Source organism: Pelotomaculum sp. FP, assembly GCF_004369245.1.
GTDB classification, from domain to species: Bacteria; Bacillota; Desulfotomaculia; order Desulfotomaculales; family Pelotomaculaceae; genus Pelotomaculum_C; species Pelotomaculum_C schinkii.
Map to the genome: position 1 here is coordinate 62,230 of NZ_QFGB01000008.1, position 19,800 is coordinate 82,029.

The window sequence follows — 19,800 nt, forward strand, 5'->3', positions numbered from 1 at the left end:
ATTTGTTTGTGTTCGGGATGTTTTTTGGGGGTAGGTTTTAATGATAGAAAGGGGATCAGGGTGAATGGCATTAACAGGTTTAGAAATATTTAAGCAATTGCCCAAGACCAACTGCAAGGACTGCGGCCAGGCCACCTGTCTGGCTTTTGCCATGGCGCTTGCCACAGGGAAGACAAGCCTTGATCAATGTCCTCACGTGAGTGATGCCGCCAGGGAAGTCCTTGATTCAGCTTCGGCCCCGCCGGTTGCTTTAGTTAAGATCGGCGTGGGTGAAAAACAGGTGGCGCTGGGCAACGAAACCGTTCTTTTCCGGCATGACAAGCGCTTTGAAAATCCTTGCGCTATTGCCGTTTCTGTAAGTGACATGCTTAGCGAGATTGAGGTTTATGACAGAGTGGCCGCGATAAACGGGCTGGTTTTTGACCGGGTCGGGCAGTTGCATGGTGTCAACATGGTGGCCGTGGTCAACAGCTCCGAAGATGCCGATAGATTTGCGCTTGTTGTACAGACAGTTGCCGCCGCCAGTGAATTACCACTGGCTCTGCTTAGCGATGATCCTAACGCTATTGAAAAGGCATTAGCCATAGTGTCAGCTAAAAAGCCATTAGTCGGTCCGGCCAACCTGGCCAATTACGAAGCGATGACCGCACTGGCCAAAATGTATGAAGCACCCTTGCTAGTAAGGGGAAGCGACCTCAATGAACTGGCTTCCTTGGTGGAAAAGGTAGCCGCTCTGGGCTGGAAACAACTTATTCTGGATTCCGGCGCTCGTTCTGTGAGCAGGGTGCTGGCCGACCAGACACAGATCAGGCGTCAGGCCCTGAAGAGATTCAGGCCTTTCGGCTATCCCACTATTGCCTTTGCCGCCAATGCTGATTCCATGCAGGCCGTGCTCGACGCCGGTGTCTATATTTCCAAGTATGCCGGTATTGTTGTGGTTGACAGCATCGATCGCGCTGATATCCTGTCACTGGTCACACTACGCCTGAATATTTATACCGACCCGCAAAAGCCAATTGCAGTGGAATCAAAAGTTTACGAGATTTTAACCCCGGGTCCTGACTCGCCGGTATATATCACGACAAACTTTTCTCTGACCTATTTTTGCGTGGCGGGTGATATAGAAGCGTCGAGAATGCCGGGTTACCTCCTGCCGGTGGATACGGACGGTGTTTCGGTCCTCACCGGGTGGGCCGCCGGGAAGTTTACGGCTGAAAAAATCACCGAAATGCTGAATAGCTGCGGTATAGCCGACCGGGTATCGCACCGCAAACTGGTGTTGCCCGGGGGAGTGGCGGTAATCAGCGGCAGGCTGGAGGAATTATCAGGCTGGGAAGTCATGGTGGGCCCCAGTGAATCAGCCGGCATACCGGCTTTCATAAAGCAGCGCTGGGGGGCATAATCTACTTATCAAAGGTTTTTCATGAAAGGGATTAATCTTATTTATGGCTGATTACCATGTACGCATCCTGCCGGATAACAAGCTGATCACATTAAGCGACGAGCAAAACTTACTAAAGGCCATGACTGCCGCAGGTATACCACTTCAAGCATCCTGTGGCGGCAGGGGGACCTGTGGTCAGTGCAGGGTGATTATAAAAGAAGGACAGGTGTGTTCAACAGACGCCGGAACAATAAGCCAAGAGGAACAACGCCAGGGATATGTCCTGGCCTGCCAGTCCCGGCCGGCTAGTGACCTGGTTGTAGAAGTTCCGGCCGGTACAAAACTCGGTGAACACCGGGTGCTCCTTGGGGAGGAGCAGGAAGCCCGGGATGCACGGCACGGTGAAGATGCAGAAGCTTTTGTCCTGTACGGTGATAACAGTTTTCCTGCTGTTGAACTGCCTGTCTACAGAAAAATAAGGCTTAAAATACCTCAACCAACCCTGGACGACCCTGCGGACGATTGGGGCAGGCTGACCAGGGCTACCCGGGGAGAGACCGGTATCGAACGGCTTAGCGTTTCCCTGAATGTGTTGCGCGACTTACCTGGTGTTTTAAGAGACGCCGGTTGGGATGTGTCGGTTGCCCTTGCGGAAAAGGATACCTGGCAGGGTGTGGAAATCGCCGGGGTTGAACCTTTTTCCAGCGGGCGGAAATACTATGGTCTTGCCGTTGATATTGGGACCACGACCGTTGCCGCTGAATTGGTTGATTTGGAAACCGGTCGCACCGGGGGCGCCAGGGGTACCTTTAACCGCCAGTCCGTTTACGGTGACGACGTCATTTCCCGGATTATCCATGCCGAAGAGAACCCGGGCGGATTGGAAGAATTGCAGAAGGCCATTTTAGAGACGGTAAATGATTTAATCAAAGATCTGGCCGGGGGGCTTGGGATCGGACAAGCCGATATACGCGCGGCGGTGTGCGCCGGCAACACGACGATGACCCACCTTTTTCTCGGGATCGACCCTGCCTATATCCGGTTGGAGCCCTATACCCCGGCAGTTAATAATATCCCGGCCGTACAGGCCGGCCAGGCGGGACTGCACATCCATCCCCAGGCCAGGATACGCTTTATTCCCGGCACGGCCAGTTACGTCGGCGGTGATATCACGGCCGGAGTGCTTGCGACCGGTATGTCGGAGACGGATATCTTGACTCTTTTTATTGATATCGGCACCAACGGTGAGATGGTGCTGGGCAACAACGAATGGCTGATCTCCTGCGCCTGTTCGGCCGGCCCGGCTTTTGAGGGCGGGGGGCTAAGGTACGGGATGCGGGCGATGGATGGCGCAATTGAAAATGTACGAATCGCGGCAGACGGCTCAACAGTCCAGTACAGCACTATTGGTGGTGGTGCTCCCCTGGGTATCTGTGGCACCGGTCTGATTGATTGTGTAGCCTGGCTTTACCGGTCAGGAGTGATCGATCGTGGCGGTTCCTTTGCTCCACATACTTCCAGTCCCCGCGTTCGTGATGCCTGCGGGGGAAAGGAGTTTGTCCTGGCCTGGTCCGGAGAAGCCGGAGGGGGGGCCGACATCAGCATATCCGAAGCTGAAATAAAATATATCCTTCGCTCCAAAGCTGCTGTCTATGCGGGAATACGCAGCATGCTGCAGATGGTAGGTTTGCCGTTTGAAGCAATCGAACGGGTGTTTATCGCGGGGGGATTCGGCCGCTATATTAATATCAGGGAAGCAATCAACATCGGGCTGCTGCCTGATATCCCCGTCCAAAAATACGCCTACATCGGCAATAGTTCACTAAAAGGGGCCAGGCTGTCCCTGCTCTCAAAATCAGCCCGGGATGCCGCTGAAAAGATAGCGGGGAAGATTACCTACCTTGAGCTCAGCGCCGGCAACACTTTTATGGAGGAATTTGTCTCGGCTCTTTTTATACCGCACACGGATTTGGAGCTGTTTCCCACGGCAGCGCGACGATAATCACTATCCTAAAAATGTAGGTGCGAATTCATTCGCACAAAAGTTAATTGAGATACCCAAGTTCGGCGCTGACGCCCCGTGTGCGATTAAAATCGCACCTGGTATTTTCATGATACGTGGCGCCGCGATAGCGGTGTGTGGAACTACTTTGAAATGAGGTGGGCGGAGATGGCCCTGCAGATAGCTGTCGCCGGGAAAGGCGGGACCGGAAAGACAACTTTTGCCTCACTGGCCGTAAGGCAATTGACTCTGAACGGGATGAAGCCGGTACTGGCGGTGGATGCAGATGCCAACGCCAACCTGAACGAGGCGCTCGGTATTGAAATAGAAGAAACCATATCCGACATACTGGCGGGCTTAAAAAACGGGACGGAACCCATGCCTGCCGGGATGACCAAGGACCAGTATGTGGAATACAAAATCTACCGGTCCCTGGCCGAAGGCGAGGACGTGGACCTGCTTTCCATGGGCGGACCGGAAGGTCCGGGCTGTTACTGCTACGCCAATAATATTCTACGCAAATGTATGGAGAGCCTGTCCCGGAATTATGCAGCTGTGGTAGCCGACAACGAGGCAGGGTTGGAACACCTGAGCCGTCGCACCACCCAGGATGTCGATTTTCTTTTTGTGATCAGCGACGCCAGCGTCAGGGGGATACGTTCCGCCAAGAGGGTCAAACATCTGGTTGACTCTATAAGTCTTAAAATGAAAGAAATATTCCTGGTGGTTACCAAAGTCCAGGAAGGTTCGCTGGAAGCCCTGCGCGGAGAAATTGAGGATACAGGCATGGCGCTAATCGGTACAATTCCGCTTGATCCGCTGATTGTTGAATATGATCTGCATGGTAAGCCCCTGGTTGACCTGCCGGATGACACGCCTGCAGTGAAAGCCGTCCAACAGATATTAAGCAAGGCTGGCATAACATAACTGTTGCACAGCTCCTGATTCATAAATGTCTGCTATGAAAATACACCCAGAAGCGCCGCTCGCGGCATTAAAATATCCTGCTATTCAAAAAGCATCTAACCTATTGGGTTAATACCCCATTTGCTGAGGTTGAAAGGAGCATTAAATTATGGCGGTTGCGATTGTGAAGGAACGCTGGACCGGGCAGGTTGCCGAAATGAACATGGGTCTGGAGCCAAACGCTCTCAAGGTTGGAGGGGAAAGCACACTACCCTTTCTCCCCTTTGAGGGAGGTTGTCCAAATAAGCCGGTTGTTGGTTTGGAAGTATTGGATATGGAGCCGGAAGAATGGCCGGAGACGCTGAAGATTCAATACGGCGATGCGCTCACTGATCCGGCAGCTTGGGCCCGCAAGTGTGTTGACTTTGGGGCCGACCTGATTTGTCTGAGACTTATCAGCGCTCACCCGGACCAAAAAGATACCTCTCCGGAAGCGGCCGCCGCAACTGCGCGGGCTGTGGCTGAGGCTGTGAACGTTCCTCTTGTGGTATTAGGCTGCGGCATGGAAGAAAAGGACGCTGGTTTGCTGGCGGCTGTTGCTGAAGCGCTGGCCGGGAGAAATGTGTTAATCGGTTGCGCCACGCCCAATAACTATAAAACCATTACCGCCTCCTGCATGGTACATGGCCATAACATCATCGCCTCTTCACCGCTGGATATAAACCTGGCCAAGCAGTTGAACATCTTGATTAATGAAATGAACCTGCCCCTAAATCGCATCGCTATCGACCCTCTGGTGGGTCCCCTCGGCTATGGTCTTGAGTATGCCTATTCGATCATGGAGCGGGCGCGGATCGGCGCCCTGACCGGGGATAAAATGCTGTCCATGCCGGTGATCTGCTTTATCGGGTCTGAAACCTGGAAGACTAAAGAAGCCAAAACGGAAGATAATCAGGAATGGGGTGAGCAGGCGCGCCGTGCAGTCCTTTGGGAATCGCTTACAGCGGTCAGTTTTGTCCAGGCCGGTGGCTCCGTATTAATCCTTCGTCACCCGGAATCGCTTAAACAGTGTAAGACTCACATTGCCGCCATGACCGGGGCAACAAAATGATAATCGTATCAAACGTGGTTGCGGATTCATTCGCACAAGGGGGGTTGTAAATATTATGGAATTAATCGGTGAACGCATTAACGGAATGTTTAAGGACATCAAAGAAGCAATATTAAATAAAGACGCAGCTGTCATTCAATACTGGGCAAAGCGGCAGGAAGAAAAAGGAGCCCATTGGCTGGATATTAACACCGGCCCCACCGTTTCCCCGGAAGAGCAGCCTGCAGTAATGACATGGCTGGTCCAGACTGCCCAAGCGGCAAGTACACTGCCTTGCTGCTTGGACTCAACCAGTCCCGCAGCCATTGAAGCCGGGTTAAAAGTACACCGCGGCCAGGCCTTAATCAACTCAACCAGCGCTGAACAGAGCAAGATGGACATTTATTTCCCGATGGCGGTTCAGTATGGAGCCAGGCTGATCGGGCTGGCTATGAACGAGGCGGGTGTACCGAAGGACGCGGCGGCACGCGCCGCCCTGGCTATGGAGCTTGTGGTAAATGCCGATATGCACGGGTTGGCGATGGAAGATCTCTATATTGACCCGCTGGTTCTGCCGGCTAACGTTGCTCAGGATCACGGCCCGGAAGTAATTGAGGCCATCCGCCAAATTAAGATGCTGGCCAGCCCGTCGCCCAAGACAGTTATTGGTCTATCCAATGTATCCCAACGGTGCAACGAGCGCCGCCTCTTGAACCGGACTTATATGGTGATGTGCATAACCGCAGGCCTTGATTCGGCAATAGTGGATATGGAAGACGACCTTCTGGTTGACGCGGCGGCCGCCACCGAAATATTGCTCAACAGAAGCATTTATTGCGACGCGTTTTTAAAAACATTCAGGCAGCGCTAGAGATCCTGCAGCAAAGCAACAACCGTTGTTAGTCATTTTAAAGTTGGGCCAGGTGGATTCTGCCTGTAACAAAACATTGAGACGGCCTGTATCTTGTGGCAATAATGCCGGAAGCAGGCCGTCTTTTATTTATCGTAATGGAAAAGGTCATGTTAACTGGTTCTCGAAAAGCCTCATGCGTAGTGGGCTTAATGCATTAGCTTATACCATGTTTGCCGATGTAAGCGACCAGGTCGACTACACGGCATGAGTAACCCCACTCATTATCATACCAGGCAATCACCTTGGCCAGTTTGCCGTCGATGACCATAGTAGATAGACCGTCTACAATCGAGGAGTAAGGATTGCCGTTATAGTCCTTGGAGACCAGAGGCAGGTTGCTGTAGGACAGGATGCCTTTTAGTTCCCCTTCAGCGGCTGCCTTCAGGGCGCTGTTGATAGCTTCCACTGAAGCCTCCCGCTCCAACTCGGCTACCAGGTCTACCACTGAGACGTTGGGTGTGGGTACTCGCATCGATAGGCCGTTTAGCCTGCCTTTAAGCTCCGGTATAACCAGGGCCACCGCTTTCGCGGCGCCGGTGGTGGTAGGGATTATCGACATGGCCGCCGCCCTTGCCCTGCGCAGGTCTTTATGAGGCAAATCGAGGATTTGCTGGTCGTTGGTATAAGAGTGAATGGTTGTCATCAGGCCTCGCACGATGCCAAACTCCCGGTGCAAAATTTTAGCGACCGGCGCCAGGCCATTGGTGGTGCAGGAGGCGTTGGAGATCACCTGGTGCTTGGAGGGGTCATACATATTCTCGTTGACACCCATTACGATGGTGATATCCTCATTTTTTGCCGGGGCGCTGATTACTACCTTCCTGGCCTTGCCGTTCAGGTGTTTGGATGCAGTTTCCCGGTTGGTAAAACGCCCGCTTGATTCTACAACAACCTCCACCCCGTAGTCCCCCCAGGGGATGGTACCCGGGTCCGGGAGAGCGAAGGCCTTGATCTCCTTTCCGTTGACCCTGAATTCCCTTTCCTCATTAGCATAGATATCAGCGTCAAGAATGCCGTGCACGGAATCAAACTGCAGCAAGTGCGCCAGTGTGCAAGCATTAGTCAGGTCGTTAACCGCTACAATATCAATATCATCCCTTTGCATAGCGGCGCGGAATACATTTCTGCCAATTCGCCCGAAGCCGTTAATACCAACTTTAACTGCCATTTTATGGTCCCCCTTATGGTTTCTATTTCGTGACATAGTGTTGTTTTCACCCTTAGATTACCCACAGGTATTTCGTAATACTCATATAAGGCAGCCCAGCCACACTGAAAAAAATTATGCAGAATATGGAGCAATTCCCCTGTAAAAATGTAGGTGTGACTTCGTTCGCACAAATGTGTGATTAGCACACAATTTTAGCGCTGGCGCGCCGGGTGTGATTGAAATCACACCCACATAGATCAAGCCTTATTTTATGCCTGCGCCGCGATAGCGGCAGGGGGGACATTCTTTGAGAATAAAGAACCACCTACAAATGAAGTCCCATAACAAACAAAAAACCGCTTCTTCAGCAGAAGCGGTCGATGGCTTACGCCCCGAGGCTTACGACCCGAAAGGAATGCAGGATATACTCACGACTCACGCCCCACGACTCATTTCACAGTCCAATAAGCAGCGGCACCAGCAACGGGACCATGGCTGACAGGGTGGTGCCGTTAACCAGGGCGATTACAGCTGTATCAGCGTCGGTTGTCCTGGCAATCAAGGGCAGGGTTGTATCCATGGTAGTAGCGCCGCCGGGGGCTACAGCCGCCAGGTTGCCGATTCTGGCAGCCACGATAGGGATAATTACAAAAGATATCAATTCCCGCATGATGTTGGTCATAAAAGCCAGCGCACCGGTTTCGACGCTGTATATTTTTGATAGAATAACGCCGGACAGGCTGTACCAGCCAAAACCGGCCCCCACAGCGGAGGCTTCTTTGATTGGCATACCAAGAAAAAAACCAGCAGCAACGGCTCCGCCCAGGCTGCCAACTGCCACCAGGACGGGCACCAGCATAATTCGCCACCCCATGCAACGGAGGCGCAGCCAGGCTTCCTTCTGGCTGCCCAATTCAATGCCGATGCCTACCAGCATGAAGCAGAGCGCGCCAGTGGTAAGGGCTTCCAGGTGTGTAGTCAGGTTGGGGGGGAGCGCCGCACCCAATAGGCCACCTAAAACTATACATATAAGGACTAGTATGGTCAACGTTTTCCACCTGTCCCCGCAGCGCCTTCTTGGGGTGCTCTACGCAGGTTTTTTTGAATAAACTTGCTGGCCAGATGGACCAGCAGGACGCTCCCAATAATGCTGAAGGCTGCAATAATAAGGGCTTCCTTACCCATTTCACCTATCCCGGACAGTACCTCTTTATTGGAGCCCAACTGAGCTCCCATCACCATAAGTAAAAAAAATAGACCAATCAGGGTTATGAAATTAGCTCTTTTAATTTTTTCCGGGGAATTTCGCCAAGCAAAGCCGATTATAATTCCAAAGGTCAGAGACAGCAGGATTGTGGTCATCAGCCAGGCTCCTTTGTAAATACTATAAGTGGGTAAGTATACAAAAGCAACGAGGCAAGAGAAGCGGAAAGCAGCTTAATTGCCTGAAAAAATAAGGTGGTAGCAACCCCATAACCGAGCAAACTCAGTATCGCAAGCTGTTTTAAATCAGCAGGACTTACAGCAGCCGGCTTCTTTAACAAAACAATAATCAACCAGATCACGGCACTGGCCAGAATAAAGCGTATAGACAGCATAGCGGGGGTTGAGACTCCGCCGTTGTATGCAAGCTTGGCAAGAATAGCTGTTGTGCTGAAGCATAGTGCTGATAGGGCTACCAGCAACGAGCCAAGCTTAATTCTTTATCAAACGTGTCTTTCTACAGTATTTTACTCAAGAAGGCCCTGGTCCGTTCATTACGGGGGTTGCCAAATATTTGTTCGGGTGTGCCTTCCTCAACAATCTTTCCCTCATCCATGAAGAGTACGCGATCACCGACTTCACGGGCAAAACCCATTTCGTGCGTTACCACGACCATGGTCATACCTTCACGGGCGAGGTTCTTCATTACAGCCAGGACCTCGCCGACCATTTCGGGATCCAGCGCGGAAGTGGGCTCGTCAAATAACATCACCTTGGGCTTCATGGCCAGCGCTCTGGCGATGGCCACCCGCTGGAGCTGTCCCCCGGATAGTTGATCGGGGTAAACGTCAGCCTTGTCTCTCAAACCAACCTTGGCAAGCAAGCTGTGCCCGATCTCATTGGCTTCACTCCTGGACATCCGCCGGACCTGGACAGGCGCGAGGGTTATATTTTCCAGAGCTGTTTTATGTGGAAACAGATTGAAGCGCTGGAAAACCATGCCCATTTCCTGTCTGAGAATATTAATATTGGTTTCCTTGGCCGTAATTGATATTCCTTCAATAAAAATTTCTCCTGAGGTCGGTTCCTCCAGTAAATTCAGGCAGCGCAGGAAGGTGCTTTTGCCTGAGCCGCTCGGTCCTATGACCACAACGACTTCCTGTTCCGCCACATGACAATCTATGCCTCTTAAAACCTCAAGCTTATCAAAATACTTGTGCAGATTGTTAACGACGATCATCGCCAGCCTTGAGCCTCCTTTCCATGTAGTCAACCAGGCGCGAGATGGCGAAAGTCATGATCAGGTATATAAACGCCACTGTAAGCCAGATATGAAAGGGCTTATAGGTCTGGGCAATAATTAACTGGCCGCGGCGCGCCATTTCTTCAAAGCCTATAACAGAAAGGAGAGAAGTGTCTTTTAACATGGCGATAAACTCATTGCCCAGCGGCGGGATAATCCTTTTGAAAGCCTGAGGCAGAATGACAAAACGCATGGCCTGTATGTGGGTCATACCCAGAGAGCGGGCCGCCTCCATCTGGCCGCGCTCGATGGACTGGACCCCGGCCCGGAAGATTTCGGCAATGTAGGCGCCGCTGTTTAAGCTGGTAGATATAATCGCGGCGGGAAAAGGGTTGATATGAGTGCTCTCCCAGATCTGAGCGATATGAAATGTGTCCATCATAAAGTTCTGGAATGACCCGAGAAGCTGGGGAAGTCCGAAATAAACCATGAAAATTTGCACCAGGAGCGGGGTCCCGCGAAAAAAATCGACATAACAAGTGGCCAGCAGGCGGACGACGCGCTTTTTGGAAAGGCGCGCCAGGCCGGCAAAAAGGCCGAGAATGAAGCCTAAAGATATAGCGATTAAGGTTATTTCCAGGGTATGTAGGGCGCCTTCCAGAATGATTGGGAGGGAATTCCAGATTAATTCCAAGGGTAGTTCCACCTTTCAAACCGCCTGACAGGAAATATGCGTAACACTATCGATGCTACGCACATTTCCTTGACGAACAGAATTTGATTTTGAAGCTACTGGAGTAATTCCTGGGGCGGCTCCTCACCGAACCACTTCATGTAGAGTTCCTTGTATTTGCCGTTATTCTTGAGCTCTTTCAGACCGTGGTTAATCTTGTTGAGGAGGTCTGTTTTCCCCTTGGGCAAGGCAATGCCGTAGTCTTCGGAGGTAAGGCGTTCGCCCACAATTTTAACATCAGCGTTACCCTGTTTGATGAAGTACTGCGTGACCGGGTAATCGTTGATTACCGCAGTAACCCCACCGTTTTTAAGCTCCATAAAGGTCTGGTCGGAGTTGGTAAAGGAGCGTACCGTGGCCCCGGCAACTTTCTTTGCTTCCTTTTCGCCGGTGGTACCGCTTTGCACTGCGATAGTCTTACCTTTTAAGTCGTCTAAGCTTTTAACAGTATCGTTTTTAGACTGTACTGCTATACTGAGTCCTGATTTGTAATAGGGATCGGAAAAATCGATGGATTTCTTACGCTCTTCATCTATGGACATGGAAGAGATGGCGACATCGATCTGGTTGGCAACAAGGCCGGCAATCAGACCGTCAAAGGGCATGCTGCGGAAGTCTACTTCAAGATTTTCAACTGCGGCGATTTCGTTAATAAGGTCGACATCAAAACCGACATAGTTACCTTTCTCGTCTGCAAATTCGAGAGGAGCAAAGGTAGTGTCCGAACCGACAATGATCTTTTGCTTAGCAGCCGGTTGTTGAGTTGAGGCGTCCTTTTTTTCGTTGTCCTGCGAGCCGCCGCAACCGGTTGCCAGCGCGGCGAGCATGAGCACGGTAACCGTCAGGACCAGCCATTTTAATGATTTCAAAAACCATACCTCCTTCTTTTTACACAAAAATATTACGGGAACCTTTTATACGGCACCTCCTTCGGCAATATCCAAAAAATTTCACTTTTATTTTTTCGCCTTTCAACATAAAACTCCTTCTATGCACACAATCTAACACGCCAAATTTACATACAAAAAAGAATGACCAAAATGAACATATTGAAATCAGACACCAGCTTTTATTGACACAGTGTAATTGCGGTGTTATGAATTTAGAGCAGGATGTATAAAAAAGGAACAATATATAATGATTAAGAAGCAGTTTAAGGCAGACTTGGCGCTACTATTCGTGGCCCTGGTCTGGGGCGTCAGTTTCACAGTTATTAAAGACGCGCTGGCTGGTATTGGTCCGTACTATTTTAATGTATTACGCTTTTCTGCAGCCTTTATTTTCCTGGCGGCGAGCTTCTGGAAGCGCTTCAGGAAAGTCGATCGTAAGACCCTGTCGGCAGGCCTTTTGATTGGATTATTTCTTTTTGCCGGTTACGCCTTTCAGACGGTGGGGCTTAAATATACCAGCGCTTCCAAGGCTGGTTTTATCACCGGGATGGCAGTAGTGCTGGTACCGTTGGTGTCCGCCGGTTTAACACGCCGCCTGCCCGGTGTGATTCCCCTAGCGGGCGTTGCCAGCGCCGCAATTGGGCTGGCCGGGCTGTCTCTGGATAATAGTTTGAATATAGACTATGGCGACGGGCTGGTTTTTTTATGCGCTGTATCCTACGCCCTGCATATTATCCTGGTGGGACACTACGCTCCAAGGCATGACCCGGTTGTCCTGACCATCATCCAGGTGGGTGTGGTGGCGGCAGCCAGCTTGGGGTGCGCGGCTTTCCTGGAGGAAATGCCGGCTTCATTTTCCGGGGAGGTATGGGTAGCCTTGCTTGTTACAGCCTTGCCTGCTACTGCGTTTGCTTTCCTGATCCAGAACAGTGTGCAGCGTTTTACCTCTCCCACCCATACGGCCATTATCTTTACCATGGAGCCGGTTTTTGCGGCAGCCTGCGCCTGGCTTCTGGGCGGTGAGATCCTTACTCTCCGGCAGTGGGCGGGAAGCTTGTTAATCCTGGTTGGTATGCTGGTAACAGAGCTTAAAAGCGCTCCTGGGGAGCCCGGCCGGCTTCCCCGGACCGCAGAGGGTGAGGCCGGTCAATAAGCCTCTGAAGCTTAACAAGCAGGAATATCTACTGGTTGTACGTCAGGAATGACAGAGTGGTTCCACATGCCGCTATGGTGGCGCCAGCATCGGGTCAAAATTTGGCCATGTGGGCATATGCAAGAAGTTTAATTGTGTTTGTCGATCGGGAGCAGCTTGCCGCCAAATTGTTGCCAATTTTAAACTCATAATTACCAAACCATTGCTCTAAATGAAGGGATTTTAGCTTTATTAGTATATCCTCTTGCGTAAAATAGCGTAACACAATTTCCGGATAAGAGAGATAATCGCGAATTTTCAGTTTAATATTACATACATTATATAAAATATGAACTAAATAAGGATAACTATTGAAATATTTTTCTGACATTGTATACTTTATTCAATATCCAAAAAGCGCTAGAGGTGATTGATCAAATGCACTACCCCCTTAAAAAGCAGTTCGAGGAGAATAGGATGATGACAAGCTCGTACCCGAGAAGCTTGAGAGATTCTTTTACAGTGCACGCGCCCTTTAACCAGCAGGTCCAGGCAGCTCGGATGATCGTAGACCCGTTGTTGTGGGAACTAAGAGAGATGGCCAGCCGGGATGAGAAAACAACCTGTTACGGCAGCGCCAGTTTTATCTCCAAGGTTAGGAACCGTAGCGCCAAAAACACATTTATTTTGGATGGCAAATACCTGGGTGTCGACCAGCACGGGATCCCGCTTGCCAGGGAAAAAGAGCTGGCTTCCAAGGTTTTGGAATACTTAAAAACACAAGAGGTTATTAGCCTGGAGCGACAGATGGGCCGTCATCCCCACTTCAATCTCAATTGCCGTCTTTACATTACCAAAAGGTATGCCCGTATCCCTTATATGTGGCGCAATATGCTGTTCGAGCCCAATCCAGTCAAGTCGGAGCCTGATCTCACAACAATTTTTGTTCCGGAGTGGCCGGAACGGGTTGTTTTTGTACACCCGGAAGCAGGTGTAACCTTTATCCTCGGTACTGACTACATGGGAGAGGTTAAAAAATCCTTTTTAAGAATGGCGTTGTACATTTGGAAAAAAAAGGGAGGAATCGGTTTTCACGCCGGCAGCAAGGTGCTTAGGGTTAAAAAGCCAAATGGCAAACTTGAGGATGTCGGCTTTATTATGTTCGGCCTGAGCGGAACCGGCAAGACCACCCTGACCATCCACGACCATGGTCTTACAGGTGAGGAAAAGGTTATCATTCGCCAGGATGACATGGTGATGATGGACGAAACAGGCTACTGCTACGGAACTGAGAATGGTTTCTATATTAAAACCGAAGGACTGGATCCCTCTCAAAAGGTTCTATACGATGCGGCTACTTCCTCCAATGCCATATTGGAGAATGTCAAAGTTTTGGATGACGGGACTGTTCTTTTTGACAATGCGGACCTGACATCAAACGGCAGGGGCGTAATCCTGCGCGAGGAGGTTGCCGGCACTGACGATAGAATTGACCTGGATAAAGCAAACAGGATAGTTTTTATCACCAGGCGTGACGATATAATCCCCCCGGTGGCCAAATTAACTGCTGAACAGGCCGCCGCCTATTTCATGCTGGGCGAGTCGATCGAAACTTCGGCCGGTGATCCCACCCGCGCCGGCGAGTCAAAGCGTGAGGTGGGAACAAACCCCTTTATGATTGGCAAAGAGTCGGAAGAGGGGAACAGGCTCTTGGATATCCTGAGGAAGAATCCGGATATCGAGTGCTACCTGCTAAACACCGGAAGTGTTGGGGTTGGTGGAAATAAAAATGGAAAAAAAATTACAATCAAGGTGTCGACAACGATCATGACGGAGTTGGCCAGGGGCAATATCAAATGGGGTTACGACCCCGACTGGAAGTACCTGATCCCGCTTGAAGTTCCGGGGATAGAGATCAGTGAATACAATCCAGCTGCCTATTTCAGCCCTGCGGAACTAAAGGACCGGGTTGCCAAACTGCGCAGCGAGCGTACTGAGTGGCTCAATAAGTACCCCGGCCTGCGGGACGAAATCATCAAAACCATTCTGTAGGATTTTTAGCTCGGAAATAATTATGATTTATCGCCCTGTTTAGGGAAAACAGGGCTTTTTTGTTTTTGAGGACAGAGATATTATATATTATAAAAACCTTTGGTCTTTCATGTAGGAGTTGATATTTATGGCTTTATGGGGGGCTCAAAAAGAGGTAGCGCAATTCCGCCTGGGTTTAATGCAGGGCCTCTCAATATTTCTCGGTTATCTCCCGGCCGCGGTAGCTTTTGGAGTACTTGGCGCATCTACCGGACTTTCGTATTTTCAGGTTGCTGCGATGTCGGCCTGGGTGTACGCCGGGGCCAGCCAGTTTATGGGCTTGAATCTGCTCCAAAGCGGGGTGAGCGTACCTGAGATAATCCTGGCGACATTCGTCCTGAATTTGCGCCACGTTTTAATGAGCACTGTCCTATCGAAAAGAATACAGGGAAACAGGGCGCTAAAGGGTCTTCTCTCCTTTGGGATAACCGATGAGACCTTTGTGCTTACCACCATTGGCAGTTCTGTCGGAACAGGGTCGGAAGAAACCGTGAGAGAAATTACAGCTGCACGCTTTGCGGGGGTGGCTGTGATCGCATACAGCGGCTGGGTTACCGGTACTGTTTTCGGGACAGTATTTGCCGACATCCTGCCGCAGATAGCAATGAAAAGCATGGGTATATCAATATATGCAATGTTTATTGCCTTGCTGGTCCCGTCCATGAAAAAATCGGGCAGGGTTGCTATGATATCCTTGCTGGGAGGCGCCCTTAACTGGATATTATTAAGTGAGCTCAAATTATCCACCGGCTGGAGTGTCGTTGCGGCGACCATGCTGGCATCCGCCTGCGGCGCGTTGTGTTACAAGGAGGGAAAATAGTGAAAATTTACCTGTTGATAGCCGGTATGGCCCTGGTCACATATATACCAAGGCTGCTTCCGATGGTACTTCCCGAGAGGCTGCAGTTTCCTATTTGGCTGGACCGTTGGCTGCAATATGTGCCTTATGCGGCACTGGGGGCTTTAATCTTTCCTGGCGTATTGGCATCTGTTGACGGCCGGCAACCCTGGCTGGGGTTGTTGGGAGGATTTACAGCAGGGCTCCTGGCGCTGGCTGGATTAAACATATTGATTGTACTGGCCGGCGCCATAGCTGTAGTAGCTGTTGCGTTATCAATTATCTAAGCCAAAAGGGGCTCGGTTTATCTGCAGGAATAGAATTTTTTTTGCTGAATATTAGGGGTAGTTGAAAGGAGTTGTTTTATGAATGCAATTGCGTTTATCCCTATAGCAGCTTTGTATGTGTTCTTGTCGGTAGCAGTGTGGCGGTTTATGAGGGCACATGAGTCAATTGCCGAATCAATCAGGATGATAGCTGAAAATATAAAGAAGGAGCCGTAAGGCTTTTCTATATTGTCTATTGTATGTTTTATTATGCCGGAACTGATTTGGAGCCCTCCACGAAAATAAAAAACACAGGGAGTATGGATTGTTTTATAATATAGACATCCCTTTAAAGAGGAGTGGCAAGGGTTATGAAGCGTGGTATTTTAATGGACTTTGATGATACCCTGGTGGAAACCACGGTCTATTTCAACCAGGCAAAAAGTTGGTTTGCCACGCTAATGGCTGGAATGGGTTTTCCCGCTGAGAAGGCTTTGTCCACCTTAAACGAGTATGATATTAAAAACGTGCAGTTGAGCGGGGGATTTTTTAAGGACTGCTTTCCACGTGCGTTGGTGAGACTTATGAGTATTGCTGTCGCGTTTATGGCACAAATTACTGCAGCAAAACGCGGCAGGAAATTGAAGACCTGGGCTGGTGGGTGTACCGGCAGCCAGTCCGGCCAATCCAGGGCGCTGAAGACGTTTTGACGCAGCTGTCCGGGAGGTACCCGCTTCTTCTCGCCACCAAAGGGGAACCTGCAGTGCAAAACCTGAGAGTTGAGCAGAGCGGGCTGGCTCGCTGGTTTGACAAGGTCTATGTCCTGAACGAGAAAAACGCTGCAGCTTATACCTCAATTGCCCTCGAGCAGAAAATCAAGCCGCCGCTGTCCTGGGTGGTGGGCAACAGCATGAAGTCAGACATAAACCCGGCGCTGCAGGCAGGCTTTAACTGTATCTTCATTCACCATCCCCACACCTGGGACTTTGAGGATGAGGAACCTCTGGGCGGTCACATCAGTGTCGACAGCCTGACCAGTATACTTGAGTTCATAACTTAAAGATGCGTTAAATTTCTATGAGGCATGCTCGAATAATTTTAAACCCGCAATTTTAGTCGTAAGCTGTAGGTAGTAGGGCGCAGGTGGATCCTGCATTCCCAAATTTAAGCCTGCATTTCAGCTTGGGGGTAAATAGATGCGCGACTATCATGTTCACCCCGGTTATTCAATTGACGCGGAACCTTCCGGTATTGATGAATACTGCAGGAAGGCTATCGATATTGGGCTTAGTGAAATCTGTTTCACCACTCACCTGGAAGTTGACCCGCAGCGCAAGCAGCTGGACTGGTTTGTCCGCATCGCCCAAGGCATAGTACCAATGGACGACCTGATATGGCTTGACGTGTATTTCCAAGATATCGAGGACGCGAGGCGGAAGTGGTCGGCACACGGCCTGAAGGTTAGGGCAGGAATCGAAGTGGGGTACGACCTGGGGCAGGAAAAAGCTATTGAGCGGGTAGTCAGGGGCTACCCTTTTGATTTTGTGATGGGCTCTGTCCACTGCCTGGAACATCTGGCCATATCTTCAAAGAAGGAAAGCCGCCTGTATTTCCCTGGCAGGCAAATGCTAACGGGGGTAGGGGAGTACTTTAGGCTCCTGTCAGAGGCGGTAAGCTCCGGCCTGTTTGACTGTATCGGGCACCTGGATCTTTATCGCCGTCATGGCCGGCATTATTGGGGGCCGGAGATTTCGCGCGCCCACGAGGAGTTTGCGGAACCGGTCCTCAAAACTATAGCAGCAAGGGGCATGAGCCTGGAGGTTAATACCTCCGGTTTGCGCCGTGGACTCAACGATTTCCATCCTTCCATGGATATCCTTGAACTGGCTGTGGATTCAGGTGTCAGGCTATTTACGTTGGGCTCCGACGCCCATCGCCTGGCGGAACTCGGGATGGGTTTGGATAGCGCACTGGAATTACTGGCCGGCTATGGTATCGAACCCGTTTCCTACCTCTTGCGGCAGCCGGTTTAAGGGGCGGAAAAAGGTGGACAAAACCACCCCCTTACCATAAAATAAAATTAGGAAAACCAGGAGGCAAACCCCATGACTCAGAGAAGCGGGAAAATAGTAAAATGTGACCAGGAAGGCAATATCACCGCTACTTTTGGAGCTGACCTCCTGCTTGAGGGCTCAACGTCAATTCCCAACATCCTTCTAAAAATTTACTCAAGTATTGGTATCTCCGATTACCAGATGATGCTCTTAATCCAGCTGATCAGACTGCACGTGGAGGAAAAGGAGCTTTTTCCGTCCCCCGAAAAGCTGGCTGAATGCATGGAATCTGATCCAGCCAGGATTAGGAGGGAACTGGCTGGTTTGCTCGAAAAAGATATCATCTCGGTCAGCCGGTTCTATGACGGCACCCGCAACCTTATTGTGGAGGGGTATGATTTTGAACCCCTATTCTTAAGGGTCTCGGATATCTGGGCAGGCTTGCGCGCCCAGGAGATTGAGGAATCTGAAAAGCTGATTAAAAGTTCGGCCGGTTTAGGTGACAGCCGGTTTGATGTCCATACCGTCGACCTTATTTCCTTATTTGAGAATGAATTTGGACGGCTTCTCTCCCCCATAGAAGTTGAGCAAATCGACCAGTGGGCAAGTGAAATGGAGCCATTGCTTGTTGTTGAGGCGCTGAAAAGGGCGGTTCTGGGGGGTAAACACAACTTCAAATATATTAACACCATCTTGATAGAATGGAAAAAGAACAATGTCAGGACGCTGGAGGAAATATCCCGCTACGAGCAGGATTTTCAAAAACGGCGCTCCAGGCAAAAAAGCACAAATACCGGGACAAGCCCGGGTGGCGCGGACAATAATAACGATGCCAGGAAAAAGGCTTTCATCCGGACTCTTTATATCTAAAACATGACTTTTCTTAACAATATTTAAGGGATGCAGGTGATTGGGTGGGCTGCCAGCTGTGCGGTGACCGTGGCGTAATTATAATGGAGGAAGGGGCTATACCCTGCCGGTGCATGAAAGAAAAGGCAGCAGCAAAACTGTTAAAGGACTCCAGACTGCCTGTTAATCTTCAAAAATGCACATTCGAAAACTTCAAATTCAAATATTACGCTAAAAACTGTCTCGATCTGGTCAATGGGATATCTTACTATGAACTGGCTAAACATGCTTTTGAAGCGGCTCAAGGTTTTGTCAAAAGATTTTCGGCTGATCCCGGAGCCGACGGACTGCTATTTACAGGGCAGGTGGGAAGCGGTAAAACATTTCTGGCCTGTTGTATCGCCAATACCCTGCTGAAAGAAGGAAACTCAATTCTTTTTGCTGTGGTGCCTGACCTGCTGGATCAAATACGTTCGACCTATGACACGGGAAGAAATACTGAGGACCTTACCGAGTTTGACCTGTTGGATACGGCCAGGCAGGTGCCGCTCCTGATTTTGGACGACCTGGGGGCTCATAATTACACGGAGTGGACCAGAAATAAAATCTATTCAATTATCAATTACCGCCTCAACCACCGTCTTCCGGTCATCGTAACCACCAATATCAGCCCCGAGGACCTGGAAGGCTATCTGGGAGAAAGGACTACTTCACGCTTGCTGGAGATGTGCAAGCCCTACCGGTTTTTGGTGGATATGGACATACGCGCTATACAGCGCAAAGAAAAAGGTTATTAAAACCTGTAAAATATGAAAAAGAACAACGCGGACAGGTGCCCCGCCGAGGGGAGAATAGGGAAGACCGGGGAAATGGAAACTGGTTCCAAAAAGGTCCAGATCTAAGGAGCCGGCGCGGTCCCGCAACTGTAACCGGGAGAGTACGCCGCACTTTTGTCACTGGGTTAACCGGGAAGACGCGGCAACAAAGACCGGAAGCCAGGAGACCTGCCTGTCTGCTGCTCACCGCAGGCTTCGCTGGAAAGCCAGGGGTTTTTTT

At 50.4% G+C, this 19,800-nt stretch carries 21 protein-coding genes and 1 riboswitch; of the genes, 14 read left to right on the forward strand and 7 right to left on the reverse strand.

The genetic code is table 11. The features are described 5' to 3' along the window. Positions 1-64 precede the first annotated feature (64 nt). From acsC to Psfp_RS05080, 5 genes are all read left to right on the forward strand, one after another. Positions 65-1,402, forward strand: a complete 1,338-nt coding sequence (acsC, locus tag Psfp_RS05060; protein ID WP_134217461.1) for an acetyl-CoA decarbonylase/synthase complex subunit gamma — start codon at positions 65-67, stop codon at positions 1,400-1,402. A gap of 43 nt (positions 1,403-1,445) precedes the next feature. Beyond that, a complete protein-coding gene (locus tag Psfp_RS05065; RefSeq protein ID WP_134217462.1) occupies positions 1,446-3,386 on the forward strand; it encodes an ASKHA domain-containing protein in 1,941 nt (646 codons plus the stop codon). 168 nt (positions 3,387-3,554) lie between these two features. Further along, positions 3,555-4,313, forward strand: coding sequence for an AAA family ATPase (locus Psfp_RS05070; protein WP_134217463.1), 759 nt, complete (start codon positions 3,555-3,557; stop codon positions 4,311-4,313). 148 nt (positions 4,314-4,461) lie between these two features. Further along, the gene (locus tag Psfp_RS05075) at positions 4,462-5,403 is read left to right on the forward strand and encodes an acetyl-CoA decarbonylase/synthase complex subunit delta (RefSeq protein ID WP_134217464.1); all 942 of its coding nucleotides are present in this window, start codon (positions 4,462-4,464) and stop codon (positions 5,401-5,403) included. Positions 5,404-5,458: 55 nt separating this feature from the next. Beyond that, complete coding sequence (locus Psfp_RS05080) at positions 5,459-6,253, forward strand: methyltetrahydrofolate cobalamin methyltransferase (RefSeq protein WP_134217465.1); 795 nt, start codon at positions 5,459-5,461, stop codon at positions 6,251-6,253. A gap of 196 nt (positions 6,254-6,449) precedes the next feature. On the opposite strand, the gene gap is transcribed toward Psfp_RS05080, so the two are convergent. The 7 genes from gap to Psfp_RS05115 form a co-directional block, all read right to left on the reverse strand. Next, entirely contained in the window at positions 6,450-7,463 is a 1,014-nt protein-coding gene (gap, locus tag Psfp_RS05085) for a type I glyceraldehyde-3-phosphate dehydrogenase (RefSeq protein ID WP_134217466.1), read from the reverse strand. Positions 7,464-7,899: 436 nt separating this feature from the next. Then, complete coding sequence (locus tag Psfp_RS05090) at positions 7,900-8,493, reverse strand: lysine exporter LysO family protein (RefSeq protein ID WP_134217467.1); 594 nt, start codon at positions 8,491-8,493, stop codon at positions 7,900-7,902. Beyond that, complete coding sequence (locus Psfp_RS05095; protein WP_134217468.1) at positions 8,490-8,807, reverse strand: LysO family transporter; 318 nt, start codon at positions 8,805-8,807, stop codon at positions 8,490-8,492. Before Psfp_RS05095 ends, Psfp_RS05090 begins: the two co-directional genes overlap by 4 nt. Further along, positions 8,807-9,130, reverse strand: coding sequence for an EamA family transporter (locus Psfp_RS05100; protein ID WP_192895274.1), 324 nt, complete (start codon positions 9,128-9,130; stop codon positions 8,807-8,809). Before Psfp_RS05100 ends, Psfp_RS05095 begins: the two co-directional genes overlap by 1 nt. Positions 9,131-9,165: 35 nt before the next feature. Continuing rightward, positions 9,166-9,888: an amino acid ABC transporter ATP-binding protein gene (locus Psfp_RS05105; protein WP_134217469.1), complete on the reverse strand. Its 723-nt coding sequence runs from the start codon at positions 9,886-9,888 to the stop codon at positions 9,166-9,168. Next, positions 9,875-10,597 (reverse strand): amino acid ABC transporter permease, encoded by a 723-nt coding sequence (locus Psfp_RS05110; RefSeq protein WP_205079466.1) that lies wholly within the window; start codon positions 10,595-10,597, stop codon positions 9,875-9,877. The genes Psfp_RS05105 and Psfp_RS05110 overlap by 14 nt, the downstream gene beginning before the upstream one ends. Before the next feature lie 83 nt (positions 10,598-10,680). Beyond that, positions 10,681-11,493, reverse strand: a complete 813-nt coding sequence (locus tag Psfp_RS05115; protein ID WP_243120487.1) for a basic amino acid ABC transporter substrate-binding protein — start codon at positions 11,491-11,493, stop codon at positions 10,681-10,683. A gap of 268 nt (positions 11,494-11,761) precedes the next feature. On the opposite strand from Psfp_RS05115, the gene Psfp_RS05120 reads away from it, so the two are divergent. From Psfp_RS05120 to Psfp_RS05155, 9 genes are all read left to right on the forward strand, one after another. Beyond that, positions 11,762-12,667, forward strand: coding sequence for a DMT family transporter (locus tag Psfp_RS05120; protein WP_134217471.1), 906 nt, complete (start codon positions 11,762-11,764; stop codon positions 12,665-12,667). A gap of 456 nt (positions 12,668-13,123) precedes the next feature. Further along, on the forward strand, positions 13,124-14,698 hold the full coding sequence (locus Psfp_RS05125; RefSeq protein WP_243120488.1) for a phosphoenolpyruvate carboxykinase (ATP): 1,575 nt from the start codon (positions 13,124-13,126) through the stop codon (positions 14,696-14,698). A gap of 127 nt (positions 14,699-14,825) precedes the next feature. Further along, positions 14,826-15,557, forward strand: a complete 732-nt coding sequence (locus Psfp_RS05130) for an AzlC family ABC transporter permease (protein WP_134217472.1) — start codon at positions 14,826-14,828, stop codon at positions 15,555-15,557. Then, positions 15,557-15,862: an AzlD domain-containing protein gene (locus Psfp_RS05135; protein WP_134217473.1), complete on the forward strand. Its 306-nt coding sequence runs from the start codon at positions 15,557-15,559 to the stop codon at positions 15,860-15,862. The genes Psfp_RS05130 and Psfp_RS05135 overlap by 1 nt, the downstream gene beginning before the upstream one ends. Before the next feature lie 350 nt (positions 15,863-16,212). Next, positions 16,213-16,551, forward strand: a complete 339-nt coding sequence (locus Psfp_RS21515) for a hypothetical protein (RefSeq protein WP_190239016.1) — start codon at positions 16,213-16,215, stop codon at positions 16,549-16,551. Further along, positions 16,548-16,901, forward strand: coding sequence for a hypothetical protein (locus Psfp_RS05140; RefSeq protein ID WP_243120489.1), 354 nt, complete (start codon positions 16,548-16,550; stop codon positions 16,899-16,901). The genes Psfp_RS21515 and Psfp_RS05140 overlap by 4 nt, the downstream gene beginning before the upstream one ends. A gap of 136 nt (positions 16,902-17,037) precedes the next feature. Beyond that, positions 17,038-17,874, forward strand: coding sequence for a histidinol-phosphatase (locus tag Psfp_RS05145; RefSeq protein ID WP_134217475.1), 837 nt, complete (start codon positions 17,038-17,040; stop codon positions 17,872-17,874). 72 nt (positions 17,875-17,946) lie between these two features. Continuing rightward, positions 17,947-18,765, forward strand: coding sequence for a DnaD domain protein (locus Psfp_RS05150; protein WP_134217476.1), 819 nt, complete (start codon positions 17,947-17,949; stop codon positions 18,763-18,765). 83 nt (positions 18,766-18,848) lie between these two features. Next, the gene (locus Psfp_RS05155; RefSeq protein ID WP_134217503.1) at positions 18,849-19,541 is read left to right on the forward strand and encodes an ATP-binding protein; all 693 of its coding nucleotides are present in this window, start codon (positions 18,849-18,851) and stop codon (positions 19,539-19,541) included. A 16-nt stretch (positions 19,542-19,557) separates the two neighbouring features. Further along, a riboswitch (cobalamin riboswitch) is annotated at positions 19,558-19,771 on the forward strand. The last annotated feature ends 29 nt before the right edge of the window (positions 19,772-19,800 follow it).